Annotated in this window: 25 protein-coding genes; 23 read left to right on the top strand and 2 right to left on the bottom strand. The window is 67.0% G+C overall.

Annotation, left to right across the window (positions count from 1 at the left end):
• Positions 1–87: 87 nt before the first annotated feature.
• The gene (gene trpS / locus CSW63_RS01915; RefSeq protein ID WP_062097549.1) at positions 88–1,122 is read left to right on the top strand and encodes a tryptophan--tRNA ligase; all 1,035 of its coding nucleotides are present in this window, start codon (positions 88–90) and stop codon (positions 1,120–1,122) included.
• Between the two features lie 133 nt (positions 1,123–1,255).
• Here trpS and CSW63_RS01910 read toward each other — a convergent pair whose 3' ends face one another.
• Positions 1,256–2,524 (bottom strand): cytochrome P450, encoded by a 1,269-nt coding sequence (locus CSW63_RS01910; RefSeq protein ID WP_082749605.1) that lies wholly within the window; start codon positions 2,522–2,524, stop codon positions 1,256–1,258.
• Positions 2,525–2,645: 121 nt separating this feature from the next.
• Between CSW63_RS01910 and CSW63_RS01905 the strand changes: the two genes are divergently transcribed.
• The 14 genes from CSW63_RS01905 (at position 2,646) to trmB (ending at position 14,301) form a co-directional block, all read left to right on the top strand.
• A complete protein-coding gene (locus tag CSW63_RS01905; protein WP_062097598.1) occupies positions 2,646–3,218 on the top strand; it encodes a NifU family protein in 573 nt (190 codons plus the stop codon).
• Between the two features lie 68 nt (positions 3,219–3,286).
• Positions 3,287–3,874, top strand: a complete 588-nt coding sequence (locus CSW63_RS01900; protein ID WP_062097545.1) for a malonic semialdehyde reductase — start codon at positions 3,287–3,289, stop codon at positions 3,872–3,874.
• Positions 3,875–4,072: 198 nt separating this feature from the next.
• Positions 4,073–4,705 carry a DUF1131 family protein gene (locus tag CSW63_RS01895; RefSeq protein WP_062097543.1) on the top strand — a complete coding sequence of 211 codons (633 nt, stop codon included), beginning with the start codon at positions 4,073–4,075 and terminating at the stop codon, positions 4,703–4,705.
• 2 nt (positions 4,706–4,707) lie between these two features.
• Entirely contained in the window at positions 4,708–5,343 is a 636-nt protein-coding gene (gene tsaB, locus CSW63_RS01890) for a tRNA (adenosine(37)-N6)-threonylcarbamoyltransferase complex dimerization subunit type 1 TsaB (protein ID WP_062097541.1), read from the top strand.
• Positions 5,344–5,350: 7 nt separating this feature from the next.
• The gene (rimI, locus tag CSW63_RS01885) at positions 5,351–5,803 is read left to right on the top strand and encodes a ribosomal protein S18-alanine N-acetyltransferase (RefSeq protein ID WP_062097538.1); all 453 of its coding nucleotides are present in this window, start codon (positions 5,351–5,353) and stop codon (positions 5,801–5,803) included.
• Positions 5,804–5,848: 45 nt separating this feature from the next.
• A complete protein-coding gene (locus tag CSW63_RS01880; protein WP_010917946.1) occupies positions 5,849–6,256 on the top strand; it encodes a Fur family transcriptional regulator in 408 nt (135 codons plus the stop codon).
• Between the two features lie 166 nt (positions 6,257–6,422).
• Complete coding sequence (gene miaB / locus CSW63_RS01875; RefSeq protein ID WP_062097536.1) at positions 6,423–7,769, top strand: tRNA (N6-isopentenyl adenosine(37)-C2)-methylthiotransferase MiaB; 1,347 nt, start codon at positions 6,423–6,425, stop codon at positions 7,767–7,769.
• On the top strand, positions 7,766–8,710 hold the full coding sequence (locus CSW63_RS01870) for a PhoH family protein (protein WP_062097534.1): 945 nt from the start codon (positions 7,766–7,768) through the stop codon (positions 8,708–8,710). The genes miaB and CSW63_RS01870 overlap by 4 nt, the downstream gene beginning before the upstream one ends.
• Positions 8,711–8,729: 19 nt before the next feature.
• On the top strand, positions 8,730–9,215 hold the full coding sequence (gene ybeY, locus CSW63_RS01865; protein WP_168193726.1) for an rRNA maturation RNase YbeY: 486 nt from the start codon (positions 8,730–8,732) through the stop codon (positions 9,213–9,215).
• 8 nt (positions 9,216–9,223) lie between these two features.
• A complete protein-coding gene (locus CSW63_RS01860; RefSeq protein WP_062097530.1) occupies positions 9,224–10,138 on the top strand; it encodes a hemolysin family protein in 915 nt (304 codons plus the stop codon).
• Positions 10,135–11,727, top strand: coding sequence for an apolipoprotein N-acyltransferase (gene lnt / locus CSW63_RS01855; protein ID WP_062097528.1), 1,593 nt, complete (start codon positions 10,135–10,137; stop codon positions 11,725–11,727). The genes CSW63_RS01860 and lnt overlap by 4 nt, the downstream gene beginning before the upstream one ends.
• Before the next feature lie 26 nt (positions 11,728–11,753).
• Entirely contained in the window at positions 11,754–12,188 is a 435-nt protein-coding gene (locus CSW63_RS01850; RefSeq protein ID WP_168193725.1) for a helix-turn-helix domain-containing protein, read from the top strand.
• Between the two features lie 119 nt (positions 12,189–12,307).
• The gene (gene metK / locus CSW63_RS01845) at positions 12,308–13,531 is read left to right on the top strand and encodes a methionine adenosyltransferase (protein WP_062097526.1); all 1,224 of its coding nucleotides are present in this window, start codon (positions 12,308–12,310) and stop codon (positions 13,529–13,531) included.
• Positions 13,532–13,620: 89 nt separating this feature from the next.
• Positions 13,621–14,301, top strand: a complete 681-nt coding sequence (gene trmB / locus CSW63_RS01840) for a tRNA (guanosine(46)-N7)-methyltransferase TrmB (protein ID WP_062097525.1) — start codon at positions 13,621–13,623, stop codon at positions 14,299–14,301.
• A 153-nt stretch (positions 14,302–14,454) separates the two neighbouring features.
• Here the strand turns inward: trmB and ppa are convergent, their stop codons facing one another.
• Complete coding sequence (ppa, locus tag CSW63_RS01835) at positions 14,455–14,988, bottom strand: inorganic diphosphatase (protein ID WP_062097522.1); 534 nt, start codon at positions 14,986–14,988, stop codon at positions 14,455–14,457.
• A gap of 257 nt (positions 14,989–15,245) precedes the next feature.
• Between ppa and rimP the strand changes: the two genes are divergently transcribed.
• From rimP to CSW63_RS01795, 8 genes are all read left to right on the top strand, one after another.
• Positions 15,246–15,821: a ribosome maturation factor RimP gene (gene rimP / locus CSW63_RS01830; RefSeq protein WP_062097520.1), complete on the top strand. Its 576-nt coding sequence runs from the start codon at positions 15,246–15,248 to the stop codon at positions 15,819–15,821.
• Positions 15,822–15,823: 2 nt separating this feature from the next.
• Positions 15,824–17,458 carry a transcription termination factor NusA gene (nusA, locus tag CSW63_RS01825; RefSeq protein WP_062097518.1) on the top strand — a complete coding sequence of 545 codons (1,635 nt, stop codon included), beginning with the start codon at positions 15,824–15,826 and terminating at the stop codon, positions 17,456–17,458.
• Positions 17,459–17,536: 78 nt separating this feature from the next.
• Entirely contained in the window at positions 17,537–18,187 is a 651-nt protein-coding gene (locus tag CSW63_RS01820; protein ID WP_062097516.1) for an RNA-binding protein, read from the top strand.
• 278 nt (positions 18,188–18,465) lie between these two features.
• The gene (gene infB / locus CSW63_RS01815; protein ID WP_168193584.1) at positions 18,466–21,492 is read left to right on the top strand and encodes a translation initiation factor IF-2; all 3,027 of its coding nucleotides are present in this window, start codon (positions 18,466–18,468) and stop codon (positions 21,490–21,492) included.
• A 109-nt stretch (positions 21,493–21,601) separates the two neighbouring features.
• Positions 21,602–22,114, top strand: coding sequence for a DUF2939 domain-containing protein (locus CSW63_RS01810; RefSeq protein ID WP_062097514.1), 513 nt, complete (start codon positions 21,602–21,604; stop codon positions 22,112–22,114).
• On the top strand, positions 22,114–22,689 hold the full coding sequence (locus CSW63_RS01805) for a hypothetical protein (protein WP_062097511.1): 576 nt from the start codon (positions 22,114–22,116) through the stop codon (positions 22,687–22,689). The genes CSW63_RS01810 and CSW63_RS01805 overlap by 1 nt, the downstream gene beginning before the upstream one ends.
• A gap of 57 nt (positions 22,690–22,746) precedes the next feature.
• Positions 22,747–23,532 (top strand): dienelactone hydrolase family protein, encoded by a 786-nt coding sequence (locus CSW63_RS01800; protein WP_062097508.1) that lies wholly within the window; start codon positions 22,747–22,749, stop codon positions 23,530–23,532.
• Positions 23,529–24,086, top strand: a complete 558-nt coding sequence (locus tag CSW63_RS01795; RefSeq protein ID WP_062097506.1) for a hypothetical protein — start codon at positions 23,529–23,531, stop codon at positions 24,084–24,086. Before CSW63_RS01800 ends, CSW63_RS01795 begins: the two co-directional genes overlap by 4 nt.
• The last annotated feature ends 44 nt before the right edge of the window (positions 24,087–24,130 follow it).

Here is a 24,130-nt window from a genome sequence, read left to right as displayed (position 1 = left end):
TCCTGCTGATTTCGATCCGCGCGTCTTGACGCGTCGCGCCCCTGCGCCTGGCCATTTCAATCGCATTCGACAGCAAGGCTTAGAGCCATGACCGACCAAGCTCCCGTCACCTATGCGGGCCCGCCCCGCGTGCTTTCCGGCGTCCAGCCCTCGGGCGCGCTGCACCTGGGCAACTATCTGGGCGCACTGGTGAAGTTCACCCGCCTGCAGCACGAGATCGACACATTCATCTTCGTGGCCGACCTGCACGCCATCACCGTCTGGCAGGACCCAGCGGCCCTGGCCCAGCAGACCCGCGAGATCGCCGCGGCCTACATCGCCTCGGGCCTGGACCCGGACAAGGCGACGATCTTCCCGCAATCGGCGGTGCGCGAGCACGCCGAGCTCTCGTGGATCTTCAACTGCGTCGCGCGTCTCGGCTGGCTGGACCGCATGACCCAGTTCAAGGAGAAGAGCGGCAAGCACAAGGAGCGCAGCTCGGTGGGCCTCTACACCTATCCGGTGCTGCAGGCGGCCGACATCCTGATCTACAAGGCTACCCATGTGCCGGTCGGCGAGGACCAGAAGCAGCACCTGGAGCTGACCCGCGACATCGCCCAGAAGTTCAACCACGACTTCAATGCGCCAGGCTTCTTCCCGCTGCCCGATCCACTGATCCAAGGCCCCGGCGCGCGGGTCATGAGCCTGCGGGACGGCTCGGCCAAGATGAGCAAGTCGGATCCGTCGGACTATTCGCGCATCAACCTGACCGACACGGCCGACGACATCGCCGCCAAGGTCAAGAAGGCCCGCACCGATCCGGAACCGCTGCCGGAGACGGTGGAGGAGTTGGCGACCCGCGCCGAGGCCGACAACCTGGTGGGTATCTTCGCGGCCCTGGCCGGCAAGACCAAGGCTGAGGTTCTGGCCGAGTACGCCGGCAAGGGCTTTGGGACCTTCAAGCCGGCCCTGGCCGAGCTGGCGGTCGAGAGCCTGGCGCCAGTGGGCGAGCGGATGCGCGGCTTGCTGGGCGATCCGGCGGTGCTGGACGCCATCCTGGCCAAGGGCGCTGAAAAGGCGCGCGAGGCGGCCGCCCCGACGCTGGCCGAGGTCAAGAAGCTGGTCGGTTTCTGGGGGGCCTAGAGGCGGCCTTATCGATAAACCTCGTGCCATCCCGGAAGCCTCGCAGAGACTATCCGGGACCCAGGGGCCAGCGCACTGCGGTTCCCCCTGGGTCCCGGCTCGGCGCGCTTCGCGCTTGGCCGGGATCACAGCTTTAAATGCGCTCGGGGATCCGCACCATCATGCGCTCGTAGCCCTTCACGAAGGTCGAGTAGACCCGCTTGGGCTCTTCCAGCACCTCGATCTTCGGGAAGCGCTTGAGGATTTCTTCCCAGACGATCCGCAGCTGCATCTCCGCCAGACGGTTGCCCACGCAGCGGTGGATGCCAAAGCCGAACGACAGGTGGCGGCGCGCGTTCGGGCGATCGATGATGAACTTGTCGGCGTCCTCGATGACCGTGTCGTCACGGTTGCCCGAGACGTACCACATCACGACCTTGTCGCCCTTCTTGATGGTCTGGCCGGCCAGCTCGAAGTCTTCCAGCGCGGTGCGGCGCATGTGGGCCAACGGGGTCTGCCAGCGGATGATCTCCGAGACCATGTTCGGGATCAGGCTGGGGTCGGCGCGCAGCTTGGCCTCCTCCTGCGGGTTCTTCGAGAGCGCGTAGAGGCCGCCGGTCAGCGAGTTGCGGGTGGTGTCATTGCCGCCGACGATCAGCAGGATGACATTGCCCAGATACTCCATCGGCGGCATGTCGCGGGTGGCTTCGCCGTGGGCCAGCATCGAGATCAGGTCGTTGCCCGGCTCGGTCAGGTTCACCCGCTCGTTCCAGAGGTTGGTGAAATAGGCCAGGCACTCCAGCAACTCGGCGCGGCGGGCCTCCTCGCTCTCGATCAGGCCGCTCTCGGGCGAGGCGGTGGCGATGTCAGACCAGCGCGTCAGCTTGCGGCGTTCTTCCCAGGGGAAGTCGAACAGGGTGGCCAGCATCTGGGTGGTCAGCTCGATCGAGACCTTGTCGACCCAGTCGAAAGGCTCGTTGATCGGCAGGGCGTCGAGGATCTGACAGACCCGCTCGCGGATGATCCCTTCCAGACGACCCAGGTTCTGCGGCGAGACGATCGGGCTGACCGTCTTGCGCTGGATGTCGTGCTTGGGCTGGTCCATGGCGATGAACATCGGCAGGACGAAGTCCTCGTCGAAGTTCCGGATCGTGATGCCGCCCAGATGCGCGTCCGACGAAAAGACCTGGTGGGTCGTGTCGACGGTCATGATGTCGTTGTAGCGAGTCACCGACCAGTAAGGCCCGACCTCCTCGTCGCCCTTCGAATAGTGGACCGGCGCCTCCTTCCGAAGGCGCTCGAAGTACGGCCACATCGCGTCGGCCTGGAACAGGGCCGGGTCGGCGACATGGTAGTCTTCGAGGGGAATGGAATAGGCCCGCGCCCGCGCGTCAGCCTTAAGGTCGATCGAACCGTCGCTCATGAGATCCTCCCGCGGATCGGTGTTTTGCGACATCACGCCAGAAAATGACGCCTGTGTCACTTTTAAAATGCACCGTGTCGGCGCCCTTGCGTCACGACGTCGCGCGGTCCATCTGAAACGCATGTTCATTCAGACCGAAACCACGCCCAATCCCGAGGTCCTGAAGTTCCTGCCCGGCCGCGAAGTGCTGGGCGAAGGCGCGCGCGAGTTCCGCACGCCCGAGGAGGGCGACGCCTCGCCGCTGGCCAAGGCGCTGTTCGACCTCGGCGATGTGACCCGGGTGTTTTTCGGCCCCGATTTCCTGACCGTGACCAAGGGCGAGGACGCCCAGTGGCCGCACCTGAAGGCGCCGATCCTGGCGGCGATCATGGACCACTTCACCAGCGGCCGTCCGCTGCTGCTGAACCAGAACGCCGAAGGCGGCGGCCACGACGAGGGCGACTACGACGAGGAAACCTCGCAGATCGTCGCCGAGATCAAGGAACTGCTCGACACCCGCATCCGCCCGGCGGTGGCCCAGGACGGCGGCGACATCGTCTTCTCGCGCTTCGAGCCGCAGACGGGCGTCGTCTGGCTGCACATGCGCGGCGCCTGCTCAGGCTGCCCATCCTCGTCGGCGACCCTGAAGTCCGGCGTCGAGAACATGCTCAAACACTACGTCCCCGAAGTGACGCGGGTCGAGCAGACGCTCTGATCTTTCCAGATTGATCCGCTCCTCCGGGGCGCTACATCGTAACGCCTGCAGTTACGGAAGGACTTTTCATGGCCAAGCTCGAAGACGCCACGCTCGCCCAACTGTTCACCGAGGCGCGTAGCCATAACGGCTGGAACCCCGAGCCGCTGCCGGAAGCGACCCTGCGCGCGCTCTACGACCTGACCAAGTTCGGTCCGACGGCCGCCAACTCGAGCCCGGCTCGCTTCTATTTCGTGACCTCGGCCGACGCCAAGACACGCCTGGCCAAGCTGTCGTCCGGCTCGAACGGTCCGAAGATCCTGCAGGCGCCCTGCACGGTGATCATCGGCTACGACCTCGACTTCCCCGAAACCCTGCCCAAGCTCTTCCCGCACGCGCCCGGAGCCAAGGACTGGTTCAACGACATGCAAGCCCGCGAATGGGGCGCTCTGCGCAACAGCTCGCTGCAGGGCGGCTACTTCATGATCGCCGCGCGGGCGCTGGGCCTGGACGTTGGCCCGATGTCGGGCTTCGACAACGCCGGCGTGGACGCCGAGTTCTTCGCGGGCACGAATATCAAGAGCAATTTCATCGTCTCGGTCGGTCACGGCACGGCGGAAGGGCTTTTCCCGCGTAACCCGCGTCTGGACTTCGACGAAGCCGCCAAGATCCTCTGATCGGGATCGCCATCGCCCGGGCGTGAAGCCGCGTCCGGGCGACAAGCGTTTTGTGCGCAGGACGCACTTTCGCTAGAGCCTTGCGCGTCAAAACGGAATCGTTTTGACGCGATAACAAGGCTCTAAATCAAACACTTAGAGCGTGACTCGCACCGAAACCGGTTCCCACTTTCGGCGTCACGCTCTAGAAGGATCCCCATGAGCTTCCGCCACAGCTACCTCGCCCTGCCGATCGCGCTTCTGGCTGCGTGCGGTCCGGCCAAGACCGATCAGGCCTCCAAGACTGACGAGGCCCCCAAGGGACCCGTCACCGTCGCCATCGCGCCTTACGCGGGCGGTCCGCTCAAGGTCAGCAATGAAGGAGTCGGCCCGATCAACAGCTCGGTGGCGTTCGACCTGGCGACGCTGAAGGTTCTCTTCCCCAAGGCCAAGGCCGAGCAGGCTTTCCTGCATTCCGGCGAAGGCCCGGCTCTGCCGATTATCAATGTCGAACAGAACAACACGCCGCTGGCCGAGATCGGCAAGAGCGACGATGGCGACATCGCCTATGTCCGCGTCGAGGCGGGCGATGCGCGTGGTCCCAGGGACGAACAGCTCCTGGCCAAGTGGGGCGAGTTGGGCTTCACGCTCGACCAATGCCGGGCTGGCGCAGGCCGGGAGATCAACATGACAATCTGCGTGCGCCCTGACGCGCCGCAGGTGTCTTACGTCTTCGGCGTCCCGGGCTGGACCAAGGCCGGCCTGCCGTCGGAGGCCGCCCTGAAGGCCAAGGGCCAGCTCAACGTCCTGATCTGGCGCCCCGCCGAGGGCGCTGTGGTCGGCGCGGCCTGACTATGATCCTGTCGATCGACACCTGTCTCGGCGCCAGTTCGGTCGCCATTGTCGACGGCGAGCGCGTGCTGGCGACGCGCTCGGAACCGATGACCCGAGGTCACCAGGAGCGCATCGGGATGATAGCGCGAGAGACGGCCGCCGAGGCCGGCGTCGCCTTCGCCGACCTGGCGCGGATCGCGGTCACGGTCGGCCCCGGCTCTTTCACCGGGCTACGCGTGGGTCTCGCCTTCGCCAAAGGCCTGGCCACCGCGCTGTCGATCCCGTGCGTCGGGGTCAACACGCTGGAGACCCTGGCCTTCGGGACCAGGGGTTTCGCGGTCGCCCTGCTCGATGCGCGCATGGACCAAGTCTATATCCAGGCCTTCGTGGACGGCGCGGCGGTGATGGCGCCGGACGCTTTGGGCCTGGGCGAGGCCGCCGCACGTCTTGTCGAGCTGCATCCCGGCGGCCCGGCCACCTTGATCGGCTCGGGGGCGCCGCTGCTGGCGGATACACTGAAGGGGGCCACGGTCCTGACCCCGGCTGCGCCCGATCCCGTCGCGATCGCGCGTCTGGCGGCCACGCGGCCCACGCCCAGCCACACGCCTCGGCCGCTTTATCTGCGCGCGCCCTACGCAACCCTGCCTGCGGCCTAGGCTGATCATGAACCTGCGCCCCGTCGGCTCCGAAGCCGCCTTCGATCTCGCCGATCTGCACGACAAGGCTTTCGACCGCCCCTGGACCGCGGTGGAGTTCGACGAACTCCTGAAGTCGCCAGGCGCCTTCGCAATCCTCGGCGAGGCGGGCGAGCCGGCGCAGGCCAAGGGCTTCATCCTGTGCCGCGCGATCGCCGGCGAGGCCGAGATCCTGACGGTGGCGGTCGATCCCTCGGCCCGGCGACGCGGCTGGGGCGCGGCCCTGGTCGAGGTGGCCGCCGGGATCGCGGCGGAAGCCGAGGCCGAGGCGATGTTCCTGGAAGTCGCCGCCGACAATCTGGCCGCCATCGCGCTTTACCAGGCCACCGGCTTCCTCAAGGTGGGTTTGCGCAAGGGCTATTATCCCCATCCCGATGGGGCCAAGGACGCGCTGGTCATGCGACGGGCGCTTAACACTTAAGGGTCTACCGCCTATCTTGCCGGCGACTCAGACGGAGGCTCCGCCGTGGATCGACTCGAAAAGGCCTGTATCGAAAAAGGCATGCGCATGACCGACCAGCGTCGGGTCATCGCGCGCGTGCTGTCGTCGGCCGAGGATCACCCGGACGTCGAGGAGCTGCACCGCCGCGCTCACGCCATCGACCCGCACATCTCGATCGCCACGGTCTACCGCACCGTGCGCCTGTTCGAGGAAAGCGGCATCATCGAGCGCCACGACTTCCGCGACGGCCGCTCGCGCTACGAACAGAGCCCGGACCATCACCACGACCACCTGATCGACATGAAGACCGGCAAGGTCGTCGAGTTCGTCGATGAGGAGATCGAGGCCCTGCAGCACGCGATCGCCAAGAAGCTCGGCTACAAGCTGATCGACCACCGCCTCGAGCTCTACGGGATGCCGCTGGAGGAGTAAGCCGGGCGACTTACCCCCCCTGACCGCTACGCGGTCGTCCGCCCCCTGGAGGGGGCGGAAGGTGAGCCTTCTTCCCCCTGTGGGGGAGGAGCGCGCAGCGCGGAGGGGGCAAGTGTGACCTTGCCGCCCTTGCACAGCGCCGTCCTCGCCCCCATAACCTCGCCGCATGAGCGAGACCCCGCAAAAGCGCCTCTTCATCAAGACCTACGGCTGTCAGATGAACGTCTATGACAGCGAGCGCATGGCCGATGTCCTGCGCCCGCTGGGCTATGGCGTGGTCGATGAGCCCGAGGGCGCGGACCTGGTGGTGCTGAACACCTGCCACATCCGCGAGAAGGCCACCGAGAAGGTCTATTCCGAGCTCGGCTACATCAAGCAGATGAAGGACCGGAAGGCCGAGGCCGGCGGTCGCATGACCATCGCCGTGGCCGGGTGCGTCGCCCAGGCCGAGGGCAAGGAGATCATGAACCGTCAGAAGGCGGTCGATCTGGTCGTGGGTCCGCAGGCCTATCACCAACTGCCCGAGCTGATCGCCCGCGCCCACCGCGCGACCGGCGAGCGTCTGGCCGCCGACTTCGCCGCCGACGAAAAGTTCGACGCCCTGCCGGCCGAGCGCCACGTGACCGGCGTCACCGCGTTCCTGACCGTGCAAGAAGGCTGCGACAAGTTCTGCACCTTCTGCGTGGTGCCCTATACCCGCGGCGGCGAGTGGTCGCGGCCGGTCAACGACATCGTCGAGGAGGCCAAGCGCCTGGCGGGCCAAGGCGTTCGCGAGGTCACTCTGCTGGGCCAGAACGTCAACGCCTATGACGGCGACGGCCAGACCCTGGCCAAGCTGGTCCGCCAACTGGCCAAGATCGATGGCCTGGACCGCATCCGCTACACGACCAGCCACCCGCGCGACATGGGTGATGACCTGATCGAGGCGCACGGCGAGCTGCCCGAGCTGATGCCGTATCTGCACCTGCCGGTGCAGGCGGGCAGCGACAAGATCCTCAAGGCCATGAACCGCGACCACACCGCCGAGAGCTATGTGAAGCTGATCGAGAAGATCCGCGCCGCGCGGCCCGACATCGCCATGAGCGGCGATTTCATCGTCGGCTTCCCCGGCGAGCGCGACGGCGACTTCGAAAAAACCCTGGAGCTGGTCCGCGAGGTCGGGTTCGCCTCGGCCTTCTCGTTCAAATATTCGCGCCGTCCCGGCACCCCGGCCTCGGCCATGCCCGGCCAGGTCGACGAAGCGGTCAAGGCCGAGCGCCTCGAGCGCCTGAACCAGCTGCTCGACGAGCAGCAACGCGCCTTCAACGCCAGCCAGGTTGGCAAGGTGTTGCCGGTGCTGTTCGAGAAGGCCGGGCGCCACCCTGGCCAGATCGTCGGTCGCAGCCCATATCTGCAGGCCGTCCACGCCGAAGGCGGGGAGCATCTGATCGGGAAGATCGTTCCCGTCCATATCGAGAGCGCCGCCAAGATGAGCCTGGCGGGCCGGCTCGAACCCGTTCTGGAGACCGCTTGAGCCGTACGCCTGAGTTCCTGCCGCTGTCCGACGACGCCGTCCACGCCGTCTCCGGTCCGTCCGGCCGCCACGCCGCCCTGATCGAGGACGCCTTCAAGGTGCTGATCGAGACGCCGGGCGGCGGGGTCACCATCACCGGCGACGCGCGCGGCCGCTCCAGCGCCAAGCGCGCCCTGCAGACCCTGGCGGCCCGCGCCGACGCCGGCGACGAGGTGGTCGAGGCCGATGTACGGATCGCCATCGGCGGCGCCCACGAGACCAGTGGTCAAGCCTCGCCCCGGGCCGTGCGTAAGGGCAATGTCTCGCCCAAGACCAAGAGCCAGGCGCAGTATCTGGAACGAATGGCCAGCCATCCGCTGGTCTTTGGCCTGGGCCCCGCCGGCACGGGCAAGACCTTCCTGGCCGTGGCCCATGGCGCGGGCATGCTGATGCGCGGCGAGGTCGACCGCCTGATCGTCACCCGCCCCGCCGTCGAGGCCGGCGAGAAGCTGGGCTTCCTGCCCGGCGATCTGAACGAGAAGGTCGACCCCTATATGGCGCCGGTCTGGGAGGCCCTGACCGACATCATGGGCGCCGACCAGCTGCGTCGCCGTCGCGAGAAGCTGGAGATCGAGGTCGCGCCGATCGCGTTCATGCGCGGCCGCACGCTTGCCCATGCGTTCGTCATCGTCGACGAGGCCCAGAACTGCTCGCGCCTGCAGATGAAGATGGTGCTGACCCGCATCGGCGAGGGCGCCCGCATGGTCGTCACCGGCGACCCGACCCAAGTGGATCTGCTCAATCCGCGCGACTCTGGCCTGGCCCATGCGGTGTCGATCCTCGAAGGCGTCGAGGGCGTGGCGGTGTCGCGCTTCACCGCCTCAGACGTCGTGCGCCACCCGCTCGTCGAGCGGATCGTCAAGGCCTATGACGCGGACGCGGCGCAGAGTACTCCCCGGTAGCATGGCCATTACCGTTGATATCGAGATCGAGGACGAGGCCTGGACGACGGCGGAGCCCGGCACCGAGGCCCTGGTCTGGCGCGCCGCCCAGGCGGTGCTGGACGCGCACGAAGACATCGAGGGCCAGGGGATCGTGATCCTGCTGACCGACGACGACAGCGTCCAGGCCCTGAACCGCGACTTCCGCCAGAAGGACTATCCGACCAACGTCCTGTCCTTCCCCTCAGCTCAAGACCCCATTGGCAATCCGGAACGCCAGATCGGCGATATCGCGCTGGCCTATGGCGTTTGCGCGCGCGAAGCCGTTGAGCAGGGCAAGCCGCTGGCCCACCATCTGCAACATCTGGTGGCGCACGGCGTGCTTCATCTCCTAGGATACGATCACGAGCGCGACGACGAGGCGGAAGCCATGGAAGCGCTCGAACGCGAAATCCTGGCGGGTCTGGATGTTCCAGACCCCTACGCCAGCCCAGATTCTCTTTCTGGGGAAGAAGAGGGACGCTGACCAGGGCCATGCCCAGCGACGAGCCTAGTCAACAGCCCGCCGCCCGCCGAAGCCGGGGCGTGCGGGCGTTCTTCCGACGTATGCGCAAGCAACTGACGGGCGGCGGCGAGCCGCCTCGCCCGCCCGAAACCGCCGCGTCCGCCGCCGCAGTCGACCTGGTGGATCAGGCCGAGGCCTTCCAGAGCCTGCGGGTCGCCGATGTGATGACCCCGCGCGCCGACATCGTCGCCGTCGAGCTGTCGACCCCGTTCGAGGCCGTGGCGGCCCAGTTCGCCGAAGCCGAGCACTCGCGGATGCCGATCTATCGCGAAACCCTCGACGACCCCGTCGGCGTGGTCCACGTCAAGGACGTGTTCCGGCTGCTGGCGGACGAAGCCAAGCGCCCGCCTCCCGGCGAGCTTGTGCTGAACAAGCTGCGCCGTGACGCGTTGTACGTGCCTGCTTCGATGAAGGCCGCCGACCTCCTGCTCCGCATGCGCACCAGCCGTATCCACATGGCCCTCGTCATCGACGAGTTCGGCGGCACCGATGGCCTGGTCTCGATGGAAGACCTGATCGAGGCGGTGGTCGGCGAGATCGACGACGAGCACGACGACGCGGCGGCGGCGGCGGTGGTCGCCCGGCCGGGCGGCGTCTTCGAAGCCGACGCCCGCGCGCCGCTTGAGGAACTGGAAGCGGCGCTGGGCTACGACCTGGCGCCGCCCGACATGGATGAGGACATCGACACGGTCGCAGGACTAGTCGTCGCCCTGGCCGGCCGGGTGCCGCAGCGGGGCGAGGTCATTGCCCACGCTGATGGCTATGAGTTCGAGGTGGTCGAGGCCGACCCCCGTCGCGTTCGGCGAGTCCGCGTACGCGGCGGCCCCTCTCGGCCCTCCGAGCCGGCGCCCGACGGTGCGCGGGGGGAGGCCGGGCTTTCGTGATCGGCTGGACGCGGTTTCGCGAACGCGCCTGGAGCGGCCCGCTCCTGGCGCTGGCGGCCGGGCTGGCGGCGGCCCTGGCCCATCCGCCGTTCGGCCTGCTTCCGGGCCTTCTGGGCTACGCGGCCCTGCTGCATCTGGTGGACGACGCCAACCCCGAACGGCCGCTGCGCTCGGCGTTCTGGCGCGGATGGCTGGCGGGTTTAGGCTACTTTAGTCTCGGCACCTGGTGGGTCGGCGAAGCCTTCATGGTCGACGCTGCGAGCCACGGCTGGATGGCGCCGTTCGCAGTGTCGGCGATGGCGGCGGGCCTGGCGCTGTTTTGGGGTCTGGCGGCCCTGCTCTATCGCCGCCTTCGGCCCGACAGCGTCTGGCGAGTCCTGACCTTCGCCGGCGCCTTCGCCGTTCTGGAATGGACGCGCGGACACATCCTCACCGGCTTTCCCTGGAACCTGCCCGGTGAGACCTGGCGCGCGGGCTCGGCCCCCTCGCAGGCCGCCGCCCTGGTCGGGGCCTATGGCCTCACCTGGATCACGGTCGCCATGGCCTGCGCCCCGGCGGTGTGGCGCGAGGGACGGACCGGCAGGATCGCGCTGGGCGCGGCCGCCGCCGGCTTGGTGGGCCTCTATGGCTACGGCGCCGTCGCCCTGTCCCGCCCCCTCGTTCAAGGTGCTCCCGTCGGCGTGCGGATCGTCCAGGCTGACATCAAACAGGACGCCAAATGGGACGCGGCCCACTTCGCGCGGATCGTTCAGTCCTATGTCGCGCTGACGGCCAAGCCCTATGCCGGCAAGCCCGCCGACATCGTGATCTGGCCGGAAGGCGCGCTGCCGGCGGCTATCAACGACTACCTCGCGCCCGGAACCTGGGTGCGACAGGCGATCGTCGACAGCCTGCGTCCTGGCCAACTGCTGCTGATCGGCGGCTATCGCTACGAAGGGGCGTTCGAGAGTCCGGTCTACTACAATAGCCTCATCGCGCTGCGACGCACCGACAGCGACCTGGAGCTGGTCGGGCTCTACGACAAGCATCGGCTGGTTCCCTTCGGCGAGTACCTTCCGGCCGAGCGTCTTTTGACTGCGATCGGCTTCAAGAGCCTGGCGCATCTGAGCGACAGCTTCACCACCGGCCCTCGCCCGGCTCCGCTGAGCCTGTCGCCGGATCTGCTGGTGCAGCCGCTGATCTGCTACGAGAGCCTGTTTCCAGGGCTCGCGCGGCGCGATCCGAATGTTCGGGTTCTGATCAACGTGTCGAACGACGCCTGGTTCGGCGTCACCTCGGGCCCCCTGCAGCACCTGAACCTGGCCAGCTACCGCGCGATCGAGAGCGCCCGGCCAATGCTGCGCGCCACACCCACCGGCGTCAGCGCTGTCATTGACGCCTACGGTCGAATAACCCCGGGCGCCGTGCTGGGGCTAGGACAAACTGGTGTCATCGACACACAAATACCCGGACGAGGCGGCGTTACACCCTTCGACGACTTCGGAGACCTGGCGCTTCTGGTGTTTATACTCATATCGGGGGTTGCATCAGCTCGCCCTCTGGCCGGTAAAACCTTTTCCTCTATTGCGCGTCGAGGAAACTTGAGCTGAATTGACGACTTGATTTCATGGGCTGCGTGGGCATGAGCGAGCCGTCGAACACCGAGCGCCACCCCAATCCCGTCGACCTTCATGTTGGCGCCCGTATCCGCATGCGCCGCCGCATTCTGGGCGTGAGCCAGGAACGACTGGCCGAGGACCTGGGCATCACCTTTCAACAGATCCAGAAGTATGAGCGCGGGGCCAATCGTGTCAGCGCCAGCAAGCTCTACGAGATCGCCAAGAGCCTGCACTCCACGGTCGACTACTTTTTCGAGGGTCTCGCCGATATGGCCGACGGCGGCATGGCCGAGACAGGCCAACCGTTCGCACACGACTTCCTGAAGACTCCCGAGGGCCTGGAACTGGCGACCCTTTTTCCCAAGATCAGCCGCGCGAAGGTGCGTCGGCGCATTCTGGAGCTGGTGCGATCCATGGCCCGCGATGAGGCCGAAGCGGGCGTGGAAGACTGAAGAGGCCTTCAGACAAGCTCTCCTTGTCCGCATAAACATATCTTTATATGATTCCGGTCTAACTGACGCCAAACTGCGCAAGCCTCGCCTTGCGCGCCCTTCAAGGCCGGAGCTGTCTCTTGAACCGTTCGTCCTACATCTTCACCAGCGAGAGCGTCTCCGAAGGCCATCCCGACAAGGTCGCCGACCGGATCAGCGACACTGTCGTCGACGCCTTCCTCTCGGCTGACCCCGAGGCGCGTGTGGCGTGCGAAACGCTGGTGACGACCAACCGCGTCGTGCTGGCGGGCGAGGTCCGCGCGGGCAAGCCGGATGGCGACAAGAAGGCCAACAAGCAGCTGACCAAGGACATCATCGCGTCGCTGGAGCCGAAGGTTCGCGCCGCGATCAAGGACATCGGCTACGAGCAGAAGGGATTCCACTGGCAGAAGGCGAAATACTCGAACTTCCTGCACGGCCAGTCGGCGCATATCGCCCAGGGCGTTGACGCCACCGACAAGAAGGACGAGGGCGCCGGCGACCAGGGCATCATGTTCGGCTACGCCAGCACCGAGACGCCGGAGCTGATGCCGGCCACGCTGCAGTACAGCCACAACATCCTGAAGCGTCTGGCCGAACTGCGCCACAGCGGCGAGCTCTCGGAGCTGGAGCCGGACGCTAAGAGCCAGGTGACCCTGGAATATGACGGAAACGGCCGCCCACAGCGCGTGGTCTCGATCGTCGTCTCCCACCAGCACAAGAAGAAAATCGGCGGCAAGGCCGCGACCTCCAAGCGCGTGCTGGAGCTGATCAAGCCGCACATCCTGCCGATCTTCCCGGACGGCCTGATCACCAAGAAGACCCAGTGGCTGATCAACCCGACCGGCCGCTTCGAGATCGGCGGTCCGGACGGCGACGCCGGCCTGACCGGTCGCAAGATCATCGTCGACACCTATGGCGGCGCGGCCCCGCACGGCGGCGGCGCCTTCTCGGGCAAGGACCCGACCAAGGTCGACCGCTCGGCGGCCTATGCCTGCCGGTATCTCGCCAAGAACGTCGTGGCCGCGGGTCTCGCCGATCGCTGCACGATCCAGATCGCCTACGCCATCGGCGTGGCCCAGCCGGTCTCGTTCCACGTCGACCTGCACGGCACGGGCAAGGTGGACCCGGCCGTGCTGGAGAAGCTCCTGCCGCAGCTGATCGGCGGCGCGACCCCGCGCGCCATCCGCGAGCACCTGCAGCTCAACCGCCCGATCTACGCCCGCACAGCCGCCTACGGCCACTTCGGCCGCACGCCGGACAACGAGGGCGGCTTCTCGTGGGAGAAGACCGATCTCGTGGGCGACCTGAAGGGCCTGGCCTAGGCTATCCGCCTCAGTCTTCGAGACGGGCTCCGATCCTGACGGGTCGGAGCCCGTTTTCTTTTCGCCTTCAAAGCTCTAAGACGCGCGACATGACCACTCCGCAACAACCCCACGGACCGCTGCGCTCGTTCGGCCGACTGAAGTCGCGCCCGGTGAAGCCGCGCCAGCAGGCCTTGCTCGACACCCTGCTCCCCGAGATCGCCGTTCCGCAGGGGCCGTTCCAGCCGCTCGACCTGATGCCGGGCGCCCAAGCCGTTTGGCTGGAGATCGGCTTTGGCGGCGGCGAGCACATGGCCACCCAGGCGGGGCGGAACCCCGAGACGCTGGTGATTGGCGCAGAGCCGTTCGTGAACGGCGTGGCCAGCGCCGTCCGGCACGTCGAGGAGCAGGCGCTCAAGAACGTCCGCATCCACGAGGGCGACGCTCGCGACGTGGTCGACTGGCTGCCCGACACCTGCCTGGACCGGGTGTTCATCATGTTCCCCGACCCCTGGCACAAGGCCCGCCACAACAAGCGCCGCCTGATCCAGCCCGAGTTCGTGGCCAAGCTGGCCCGGGTGATGAAGCCTGGCGCGGCGCTGCGCTTCGCCACCGACTGGGCCGATTACGCCGAGTGGACGACCGAGCGGGTGCTGGCCGATCCGAACTTCCGCTTCGCCGATGCAGCGACGGACCGCAACGCGATCCCGGCCGATCACGTCACCACGCGCTACGAGGAAAAGAAGCTCGGCGACTGCGCGCCGGTGTTCCTGGATTTCGTCCGCGCTTAGAGCGTGATAGCCGAAAGCGTGAGCGGTTTCGGCGGCAATCACGCTCTAAATGTTTGAAATAGAGCCTTTTTCTCCCTTCGAATGATTCCATTCGAAGGGAAAAGGCGCCAGGCGCCACGAAAAAGGGCCGGCTTGCGGCCGGCCCTTCTGAACTCAGTAGCTTTCGTTGTAGCGCTTGATCGCCGTGCGGATGATCTCGGCGGTCTCGTCCGGATCGGCCCAGCCGGTGATCTTGGTCGACTTGCCCTTTTCCAGGTCCTTGTAGTGCTGGAAGAAGTGGGCGATCTGCTCGGTCAGGATGGTGGGCAGGTCGCGCCAGCTGGTCACGCCCGTGTAGAACGGGTGCAGCTTGTCGACCGGCACGGCCAGGATCTTTTCGTCCGAACCGGCCTCGTCGACCATCATCAGGGTGCCGATCGGACGGCAGCGGATGATCGCGCCCGGCACCACCGGGGTCGGACCGACCACCATGATGTCGGCCGGGTCGCCGTCGTCGGCCAGGGTGTGCGGGATGAAGCCGTAGTTGGCCGGATAGAACATCGCCGTGTGCAGGAAGCGGTCGACCATCAGCGCGCCGCTTTCCTTGTCGATCTCGTACTTCACCGGCTCGCCGCCCTGCGGGATTTCGATGATGGCGTTCAGGTCGTACGGCGGGTTCACGCCGACGGCGATCTTGGACAGGTCCATTTTGACTCTTTATCAGATGCGGCCCTTGGGGAGCGGCCTGCGCGCGGCGCTTATAGGCCCAAAATGCTGCGACGCGGAAGACGACTCCGGAGATTTCCCCGCCACGAGTCGACAACGGCGGCCAATTCGCCTACAAAGCGTCCTACATCGTCCGTTAGCGCTAGATGGCGCTTTCGAGCGGCGGCCCAAAAGGCTGCCGCTTTTTGTTTGGCCAAACGGTCTCAGCGCCGCCGGCCCAGAACTTGAGTTGAGAGACCGTGCGCGGCAAGACGCAGGAAGACCGTGATCTGATCGAGATGCTCGATCCCGTGGCCGAAAGCCTGGGCTACGAGATTGTCCGCCTGCGCCTGATGGGCGGGACCGAGCAGCGCCGCCTGCAGATCATGGCGGAGCATCCGCTGCTGGAAGACGGCACGGGCGGCGACATGAACGTCGAAGACTGCGCCAAGTTGTCGCGCGCCGTCTCCGAAGTGCTCGACGCGGCCGATCCCATCGCCGGCGAGTACACCCTGGAAGTCTCCAGCCCCGGCATCGACCGTCCGCTGACCCGCCTGAAGGATTTCGACGACTATGCGGGTCTCGAAGCGCGTATCGAGCTTGATCGCGTGGCCGAAGGCCGCAAGCGTTTTAAGGGCGAACTGGCCGGCGTCGAAGACGACCAGGTTGGCCTGAACATCGAGGGCGAGGACGACGTCACCGTCTACTTCCCCTTCGCGTGGGTCATCGACGCCAAGCTCGTCATGACCGACGCCCTGATGGAGCGGGGGGCCAAGCAACGGGCCGCCCGCCTCGAATCCGAAAACGAAGACCTGTCCGAAAGTGAAGAGGACTGACCATGGCCATCGGCATCGCCGCCAACCGGCTTGAACTCCTGCAGATCGCTGACGCGGTCGCCCGGGAAAAGGGCATCGAGAAGGAAGTCGTCATCGAGGCCATCGAGGACGCCCTGCAGAAAGCCGCCCGCGCCCGCTACGGCGCCGAGCACGACATCCGCGTCAAGATCGACCCCAAGACGGGCGAGACGACGCAGAAGCGCGTGATCGAGGTCGTGGCCGACGACGCCGACCTGGAAGGCGAGATCGGCAAGATGCCGTTCTCGATCGCCAAGCGCACCTGGCGCGACGCCGAGATCGGCAAGGTCTACGAAGAGACCCTGCCGCCGTTCGAGATCGGCCGCGTGCAGACCCAGATGGCCCGCCAGGTAGTCATGCATAAGGTCCGCGAGGCCGAGCGCGAGCGTCAGTATGACGAGTACAAGGACCGCGTCGGCGAGATCGTCAACGGCAGCGTCAAGCGCGTCGAGTACGGCAATGTCATCGTCGACCTGGGCCGTGGCGAAGGCATCATGCGCCGCGACCAGTCGATTCCGCGCGAAAACTTCAACGTCGGCGACCGCATCCGCGCCTATATCTACGACGTTCGTCGCGAGACCAAGGGCCCGCAGATCATGCTGAGCCGCGCCCACGGCGGCTTCATGGCCAAGCTGTTCGCGCAGGAAGTGCCGGAAGTCTATGACGGCGTCATCGAGATCCGCGCGGTCGCTCGCGACCCGGGCTCGCGCGCCAAGATGGCCGTCATCTCGAACGACGGCTCGATCGACCCCGTCGGCGCCTGCGTCGGCATGCGCGGTTCGCGCGTGCAGGCGGTCGTGGCCGAGCTGCAGGGCGAGAAGATCGACATCATCCAGTGGTCGGAAGACGAAGCCACCTTCATCGTCAACGCCCTGGCCCCGGCCGAAGTCTCCAAGGTCGTCATGGACGAGGAAGATGAGCGCGTCGAAGTGGTGGTGCCGGACGAACAGCTGTCGCTGGCCATCGGCCGTCGCGGCCAGAACGTCCGCCTGGCCTCTCAGCTGACCGGCTGGCAGATCGACATCATGACCGAAAGCCAGGAGAGCGAGCGCCGTCAGCGCGAGTTCGCCGAGCGCACCGCCCTGTTCCAGGAAGCTCTGGACGTCGACGAGGTCATCGCCCAGCTGCTGGTCACCGAAGGCTTCGCCGCTGTGGAAGACGTCGCCTATGTCGAGCCGCACGAGATCGCCTCGATCGAGGGCTTCGACGAGGAGACCGCCGAAGAGCTGCAGGCCCGCGCCCGCGAGTTCCTTGAGAAGGAAGCCGCCGAGCTGGACGCCAAACGCAAGGCTCTGGGCGTCGAGGACGACCTGCTGAACATCGACGGCGTGACCCTGGCCATGGCCGTGGCCCTGGGCGAGGGCGATGTGAAGTCGGTGGAAGACCTCGCCGGTCTGGTTCCCGACGACATGCGCGGCTGGTTCGAGAACAAGGGCGGCGAGCGCGTGCGCGAGCCGGGCATCCTGGAAAGCTTCAACCTGTCGCCGGAAGACGCCGAAGCGCTGATCATGCGCGCCCGCATCGCCATGGGCTGGGTCGAGGCCCCGCCCGAGCCGGAGCCGGAGTACGAAGAAGAGGCCACCGTCGAAGGCGAAGCTGTCGCCGAAGAAGAAGCCTAAGTCGTTCGGAGCGACGTTCGACGGCCTCGCGGAAGCCTCCGCGGGGCCGTTCGCGCTCCAAGACCTTCGACAGGGACCATGACCGAAGCGACCTCGCCCAAGACCCACGCCGAAGCCCATCGCCTGCGCAAGGACATCGTCCTGGGCGAGGCGACCGACGAGGCGCGTCTGATCCGCTTCGTCGCGGGGCCGGACGGGACCGTGGTGCCGGATCTGGCGCGCAAGCTGCCTGGGCGCGGGATTTGGGTCGGCGCGGATCGCGCCTCGGTCGTGACGGCCGCAAAAAAGGGCCTGTTTTCCCGGGCCGCCAAGACCAAGCTGGCCGCACCGGCGGATCTTGCGGACCAGGTCGAGGCCCTGTTGGCGCGGCGCGTCCTCGACGGCCTGGGTCTTGCGCGCAAGTCCGGGAGCATTATCTCCGGATTCGAGAAGGTGATCGCCGCCGTGGCGACAGGCAAGGTCGCCTGGCTGATCGAGGCCTCGGATGGGGCCGAAGACGGTCGCCGCAAGGTTTTCGCCGCCGCGCGCAGAGCTTCCGCAACCCCCCGCGTGCTGGGCGCCTTCAATTCAGATGAATTGGGTTTGGCCTTGGGCGGGGAGAATGTGATACATACAGCGCTTCTCGCTGGGCGTGGGATCGATCGCTGGACATTAGATGTCGAGCGTTTATCTGGCTTCCGCCCGCTTCTGCCTCCCGAATGGTCGGCGAACGAACGCGAGGGCGACTAGGGTTTTTCGTCTTTTGGCGAGACCCTGGACAAGACGGCGGGCCTGTCCGCCCGGTCGGTTCGCCGGCCCTGGCAGGCGCTAGAGCTTTTGCATCCCACCGGGCCACCGGTGTGATGGAAAAGCTCTAGAATCTTTGAGTGAGCCCAGGTGTTCGGCCAGGCTCGTGAGTGAAGGGTCGGGGAAACGGCTTCCTTTTGGAGGTACGTCCGGGCCCCTTTCTCACATGGAACGAACGGTTTTTTAGCCGGGTACCGCCCGGCGGAAGTACAAGCGAGCGCATGAGCGACGAGAACGAAAACGGCCGACCCGGCGGACGAACCCCGATGACCCTGAAGCCCCGCCAGGGCTCGGTGAGCGCCGGAGTCGTGAAGCAGAGCTTCAGCCACGGCCGGACCAAGACGGTGGTGGTGGAAACCAAGCGGACGCGCCCTCATGCGCCCGCAGCCGGCAATCTGGCCGCGCCGTCCTCGGCTGAGCGTCGCCACGGCGAAACGCCCGCGCCCCGTCCGTCGCAGCCGCAAGGCGGCGGTGGTGGTTCGGCTGGTGGCCTGTCGCAGGAAGAACTGCGCGCCCGCCAGCGCGTCGTCGACGCCGCCCGCGAAGCTCAGGCCCGTCAGGCCGCTGAACAGGCCGCCGCCGAAGCCCGCGCTCGCGCGGCTGCCGAAGCCGCTCAACGCGAAGCCGCCGCCAAGGCCGCCGCGGAGCGCGCCGCCGCTGCGCCGCCGCCTGTCGCTCCGGCTCCGGCCGCGCCCGCCGCGCCGGTGACCCCGCCCCCGGCGGCTCCGCAGGCGCCGCGTCCCGTGGCGCAGGCTCCGGCCGCCCCGCCGGCGCCGCGCCAGGACGCCCCGCGTCAGGACTCGCGTCCTTCGGCGCCCGGCCAGACCCGGACCTACGAGCCCAGCCGCGACCGTCGCGACGATCGTCCCAGCACGACGACCTATCGCCCGGCCCCGCAAGGCGACCGCCCGTTCAATCAGCGCGCGCCGCGCCCGGACGCCAACGCCAATTTCGGCCAACGGGCTCCCCGTCCTGAAGGCGATCGTCCGCGCGGTCCGCGTCCGGACGGTGATCGTCCGCAGGGCGATCGCGGCGGCTATCGGGGCGACCGTCCGCAGGGGGATCGTCCGCAAGGCGACCGTCCGCAGCAGACCGTCCGCTACTCGGCCCTGGCGCCGCGCCCGGCGCCCGGCGGCGCGCGTGGTCCTGGCGGCCCGCCGCGCGGTCCGCGCCCCGGCGTCCCCGCCGCGGCTCCGGCCACGCCCGAAATCCAGCGCGCCACCCGCTCGGCGCCCCGCCCCGGCGGCGGCGCCATGGATCGCCGTCCGGACGAGGATGACGATCGTCGCAAGAGCGCCGCGCCGAACAAGGCCGTGTCGCGCGTCAAGGGCGCGCCCCAGCGCCGCGAAGGCCGCCTGACCATCCAGGCTGTCGCCGGTGACGGGGATTCCGCCGACCGGATGCGTTCGCTCGCCTCGGTCCGCCGGGCCCGTGAGCGCGAAAAGGAAAAGCGTCGCGGCGGCGTGACCGAACAGGCCCGCGTCGCGCGTGAAGTCGTCATTCCGGACGTCATCACCGTTCAGGAGCTGTCCAACCGGATGGCCGTGCGCGGCGTCGACATCATCAAGTTCCTGATGCGTCAGGGCGTGATGCTGAAGATCAACGACGTCATCGACAACGACACCGCCGAGCTGGTGGCCACCGAATTCGGCCACACCGTCAAGCGCGTGTCGGAAGCCGACGTCGAAGAAGGCTTCATCGGCGCCGACGACCACGACGATCACATGGAGCTGCGGCCGCCGGTCGTGACGATCATGGGTCACGTCGACCACGGCAAGACCAGCCTGCTCGACGCCCTGCGCTCCACCGACGTGGCGGCGGGCGAAGCCGGCGGCATCACCCAGCACATCGGCGCCTATCAGGTTCGCCTGAAGGACGGCCAGCGCGTGACGTTCCTCGACACGCCCGGCCACGCCGCGTTCTCGTCGATGCGCGCCCGCGGCGCCAACATCACCGACATCGTGGTGCTGGTCGTGGCTGGCGACGACGGCGTGATGCCTCAGACGATCGAGGCGATCAAACACGCCAAGGCCGCCGAGGTGCCGATCATCGTCGCCGTCAACAAGATGGACAAGCCGGGCTCGGATCCGACCCGCGTGGTCAACGAGCTGCTGCAGCACGAGATCGTCGTCGAAAGCCTGGGTGGCGACACCCAGCTGATCGAGGTCTCGGCCAAGGCCCGCACCGGCCTCAGCGATCTGCTGGAAGCGATCCTGCTGCAGGCCGAAGTGCTGGACCTGAAGGCCAACCCTGACCGCAGCGCCGATGGCGTGGTGATCGAGGCCAAGCTGGACAAGGGTCGCGGCGCCGTCTCGACGGTTCTGGTCAACCGCGGCACGCTGAAGCGCGGCGACATCGTCGTGGCCGGCAGCCAGTGGGGCAAGGTCCGCGCGCTTCTAAACGAGCGCAACGAGCAGCTCCAGGAAGCGGGTCCCGCCACCCCGGTCGAGATCCTCGGCCTGGACGGCGTGCCCTCGCCGGGCGACGCCTTCGCCGTGGTCGAGAACGAAGCCCGCGCTCGCGAGCTGACCGAGTACCGCATCCGCCTGAAGCGTGAGAAGTCGATGGCCCCGGTGGGCGCCGGCGCTTCGATGGCCGACATGATGGCCAAGCTGCAGGACAAGAAGCTGAAAGAGCTGCCGCTGGTCATCAAGGCCGACGTGCAGGGCTCGGCCGAAGCGATCATCGGTTCGCTGGACAAGATGGCCACCGACGAGGTCCGCGCGCGGATCATCCTGTCGGGCGCCGGCGCAATCAGCGAAAGCGACGTCATGCTGGCCAAGGGCGCCGGCGCGCCGGTCATCGGCTTCAACGTCCGCGCCTCGGCGCAGGCGCGAGCCCTGGCCGAACGCGAAGGGGTCGAGATCCGCTACTACGCGATCATCTACGACCTGCTGGACGACATCAAAGGCGTGCTCTCGGGCATGCTGGCGCCGATCCAGCGCGAAACCTTCCTCGGCAACGCCGAGGTCCTGCAGGCCTTCGACATCTCCAAGGTCGGCAAGGTCGCCGGCTGTAAGGTCACCGAAGGCGTGGTCCGCAAGGGCGCCAAGGTCCGGATCATCCGTCAGGACATCGTGGTTCTCGAGCTCGGCACCCTGCAGACGCTCAAGCGCTTCAAGGACGAGGTCAACGAAGTCCCCGTCGGTCAGGAGTGCGGCATGATGTTCGCCGGCTTCCAGGACATCAAGGTCGGCGATGTGATCGAGTGCTTCACCGTCGAAGAGATCAAGCGCCAGCTCGACTAGGCGAAGTCGCGAGATCGGAAATCAGGGCGCGGGTCGAAAGGCTCGCGCCCTTTTTCTTGGGCCACGCGCAGACTGGAAATCGCCCCAATCCGGCGCTACGCCTCTTGTCATGCGCCTGAAAACCCTCCTCGCCCTGACCGCCATCGCCGCCTCGCTGAGCGCCTGCGCGACCGTCGATCGGCTCGACGCCGGCGGCGACGTGCACGACCTGCTGGTCGCCATCCGCGACAACGATCGCGCGACCTTTGACGCCCATGTCGACCGCCGCGCGCTCAAGGGTCAGATCGAGGCCCGACTGATGGAAGAGGCCCGGCAACGCGCTGGTCAGAGCAACAGCGCCATGGCCCTGGCGGCCATCGCCGCTGGTCCCCTGGCTGACGCCGCCGGAGAGGCGCTGATCCGGCCGGCGACCTTCCGCGCGGCCGCCAACTACTACGGCTACACGCCGGATCGTCCAATCCCGGGTCGTGTGGCGATCGCCGGCGCCCTGCGCCCCACCGGCGACGGGCGCGTCTGCGCCGCCCGCAAGGACGGCCCCTGCCTGCTGACCTTCAGCCGCGAGGGCGATCGCTGGCGGCTGTCGGGCTTTGACGCCTCAGCGGCTAATCTTCGCGCCAAATAATGCGTCGATCGATCGTCCGGAGCGCGGTTGTCGCAGTGGCGATGATCGGCGCCATGTCCTCCGCCGCCAAGGCCGAGACGCGGATGTTCTCGTACGATCCCGTTTCGCCGGACGCCAAGCGGCTGACGGGCGCGGGCGTGACGATCCTGTTCAAGGACGGCCTGCTGGGCGCCAGCCGGCCGCTGAAGGTGCTGGCCACCGGCGTCCCGGCTCAGGCGATGTTGAAGGCCGCGCGGTCGAAGGACCTCGGCCCCGGCGGCCTGTCGGCGATGAGCAGCGTCGACGCCAACGCCGCCCTGTACGAGGTCGACGCCTCGGCGGCGCAGGGCAAGATCTATCTGCGCGCCTTCTGCCCAGGCTCCACGCGGCTTTGGCTGTCCTTCAGCCCCATCGCGGTGCGGCGCGACCTGCGCATCCAGGCGCTTGGCGACGATCCCAAGGCGTCAGGCCAGGCGCGCCTGTGTGGGACGCTCGACTTCTCCTATCGCGGCGAATGGCGGCTGCCGGACAACCGCACCCCTGATCCGATGTCGGACTGGACCGACAACCCCCAGAGGCCGGACGTCTCCAACTAGGTCTCTCGCCAGCCGGGCGACCACGGTCTAGCCTCGCTCCAAAGCGGAGGGGACGATATGGCGAACGACACGGCGCTGGCGGGTTTCGAGTGTTTCGATTTCGATGACGGGCGCTGGTCGCGCGAGGTCTACAAGATCGGCGCCGGTCCGGCCGTGATCGTGATCCACGAGGTTCCAGGCCTGCATCCGGGGGTTCTGGCCTTCGCCCGCGATCTCGCCGATGCTGGCCTGACCGCCTATTGCCCCAGCCTGTTCGGCCAGCCCGGCAAAAAAGTCTCGCGCGGCTATGCGATCGGCGAGATCCTTAAGAACATCTGCGTCCGCCGCGAGTTCAGGGTCTGGAAGGACGGCCGCTCCAGCCCGATCGTCGACTGGCTGCGCGCCCTGGCCCGCCAGGTCCACGCCGACTGCGGCGGCAAGGGCGTCGGCGCGGTCGGCATGTGTTTCACCGGCGGCTTCGCCCTCGCGATGATGACCGAACCCTCCGTGGTGGCGCCGGTGCTGTCCCAGCCCTCGCTGCCGTTCAAGGATCGGGGCGGCCTCGACTGCTCGGCGTCCGAGATCGCCTGCGCCAAGAAGCGGTTCCAGGACGAGAACCTGTCGCTGATCGCCATGCGCTTCACATCCGACAAGCTGGTGCCCGACGCCCGCATCGCCCGCCTGAAGGCCGAGTTCGGCGAAAAGGTCGAGGTGGTGGAGCTCGCGGACGCGGACGCCGCCCCGGGTCAGCCGATGGCCCCGCACTCAGTGCTGACCCTGCACCTGCATCGCTCGGTCCCGACGAGCGGCAGCATGAAGGCGCGCGACAAGGTGATCGCGTTCTTCAAGGAAAGGACGTCGTGAGCGAATCCTTTGGAGAGGTCGTCGAGGGCGGCTGGTCAGTCGGCGGGTTCGCAGTCTGGCACGAGCGCCGAGACGTCCAGATCAAGCTCGACGAGGGCTTCAATGAAGGCTTGAAGGACGACCTTGGGCGGCGGTTCGTTCGAAGTCTTTATTATGAATTCGAGCGAAGCGCGACGAAGCGGATCTGGATCCCGTGCTTCGTATCGTGGGAGGCGTTCGAGTTCGAACACAAGGGCGTCCTGGGCTCGGGTCAGTACCTGAATATCTACTGCGTGCCTCGAGATGTCGCAGATCGGCTTTTCAGGCGACAGTATGCCAATCTCTTCGGGCGTGAGCCCGACGAAAAGCAGGGCGATCAGTTCTGGTCTGACATCGGCGCGGCGGTAGATATTTTCCTTCAACAAAACCGGGAAATCTACGAGCGGTCCGTGCCAGATCCGCGTCCGCCGCGCTTCATCCTCTTCGAATGGGGAGGGCAGTCTTTGGACTGGCGAGACGGGGCGAAGCTCGCTGCGAGCGCCCTAGAGGCCATACGGGAAGCCAGGAGCTGCTGAGGGAGAAGGCGACTAGACTGGACATCTTACGTTTACGCGCCTAG

Source organism: Caulobacter sp. FWC26 (assembly GCF_002742645.2).
Classification (GTDB): Bacteria; Pseudomonadota; Alphaproteobacteria; order Caulobacterales; family Caulobacteraceae; genus Caulobacter.
This window is presented reverse-complemented; position numbering and strand designations above follow the sequence as displayed.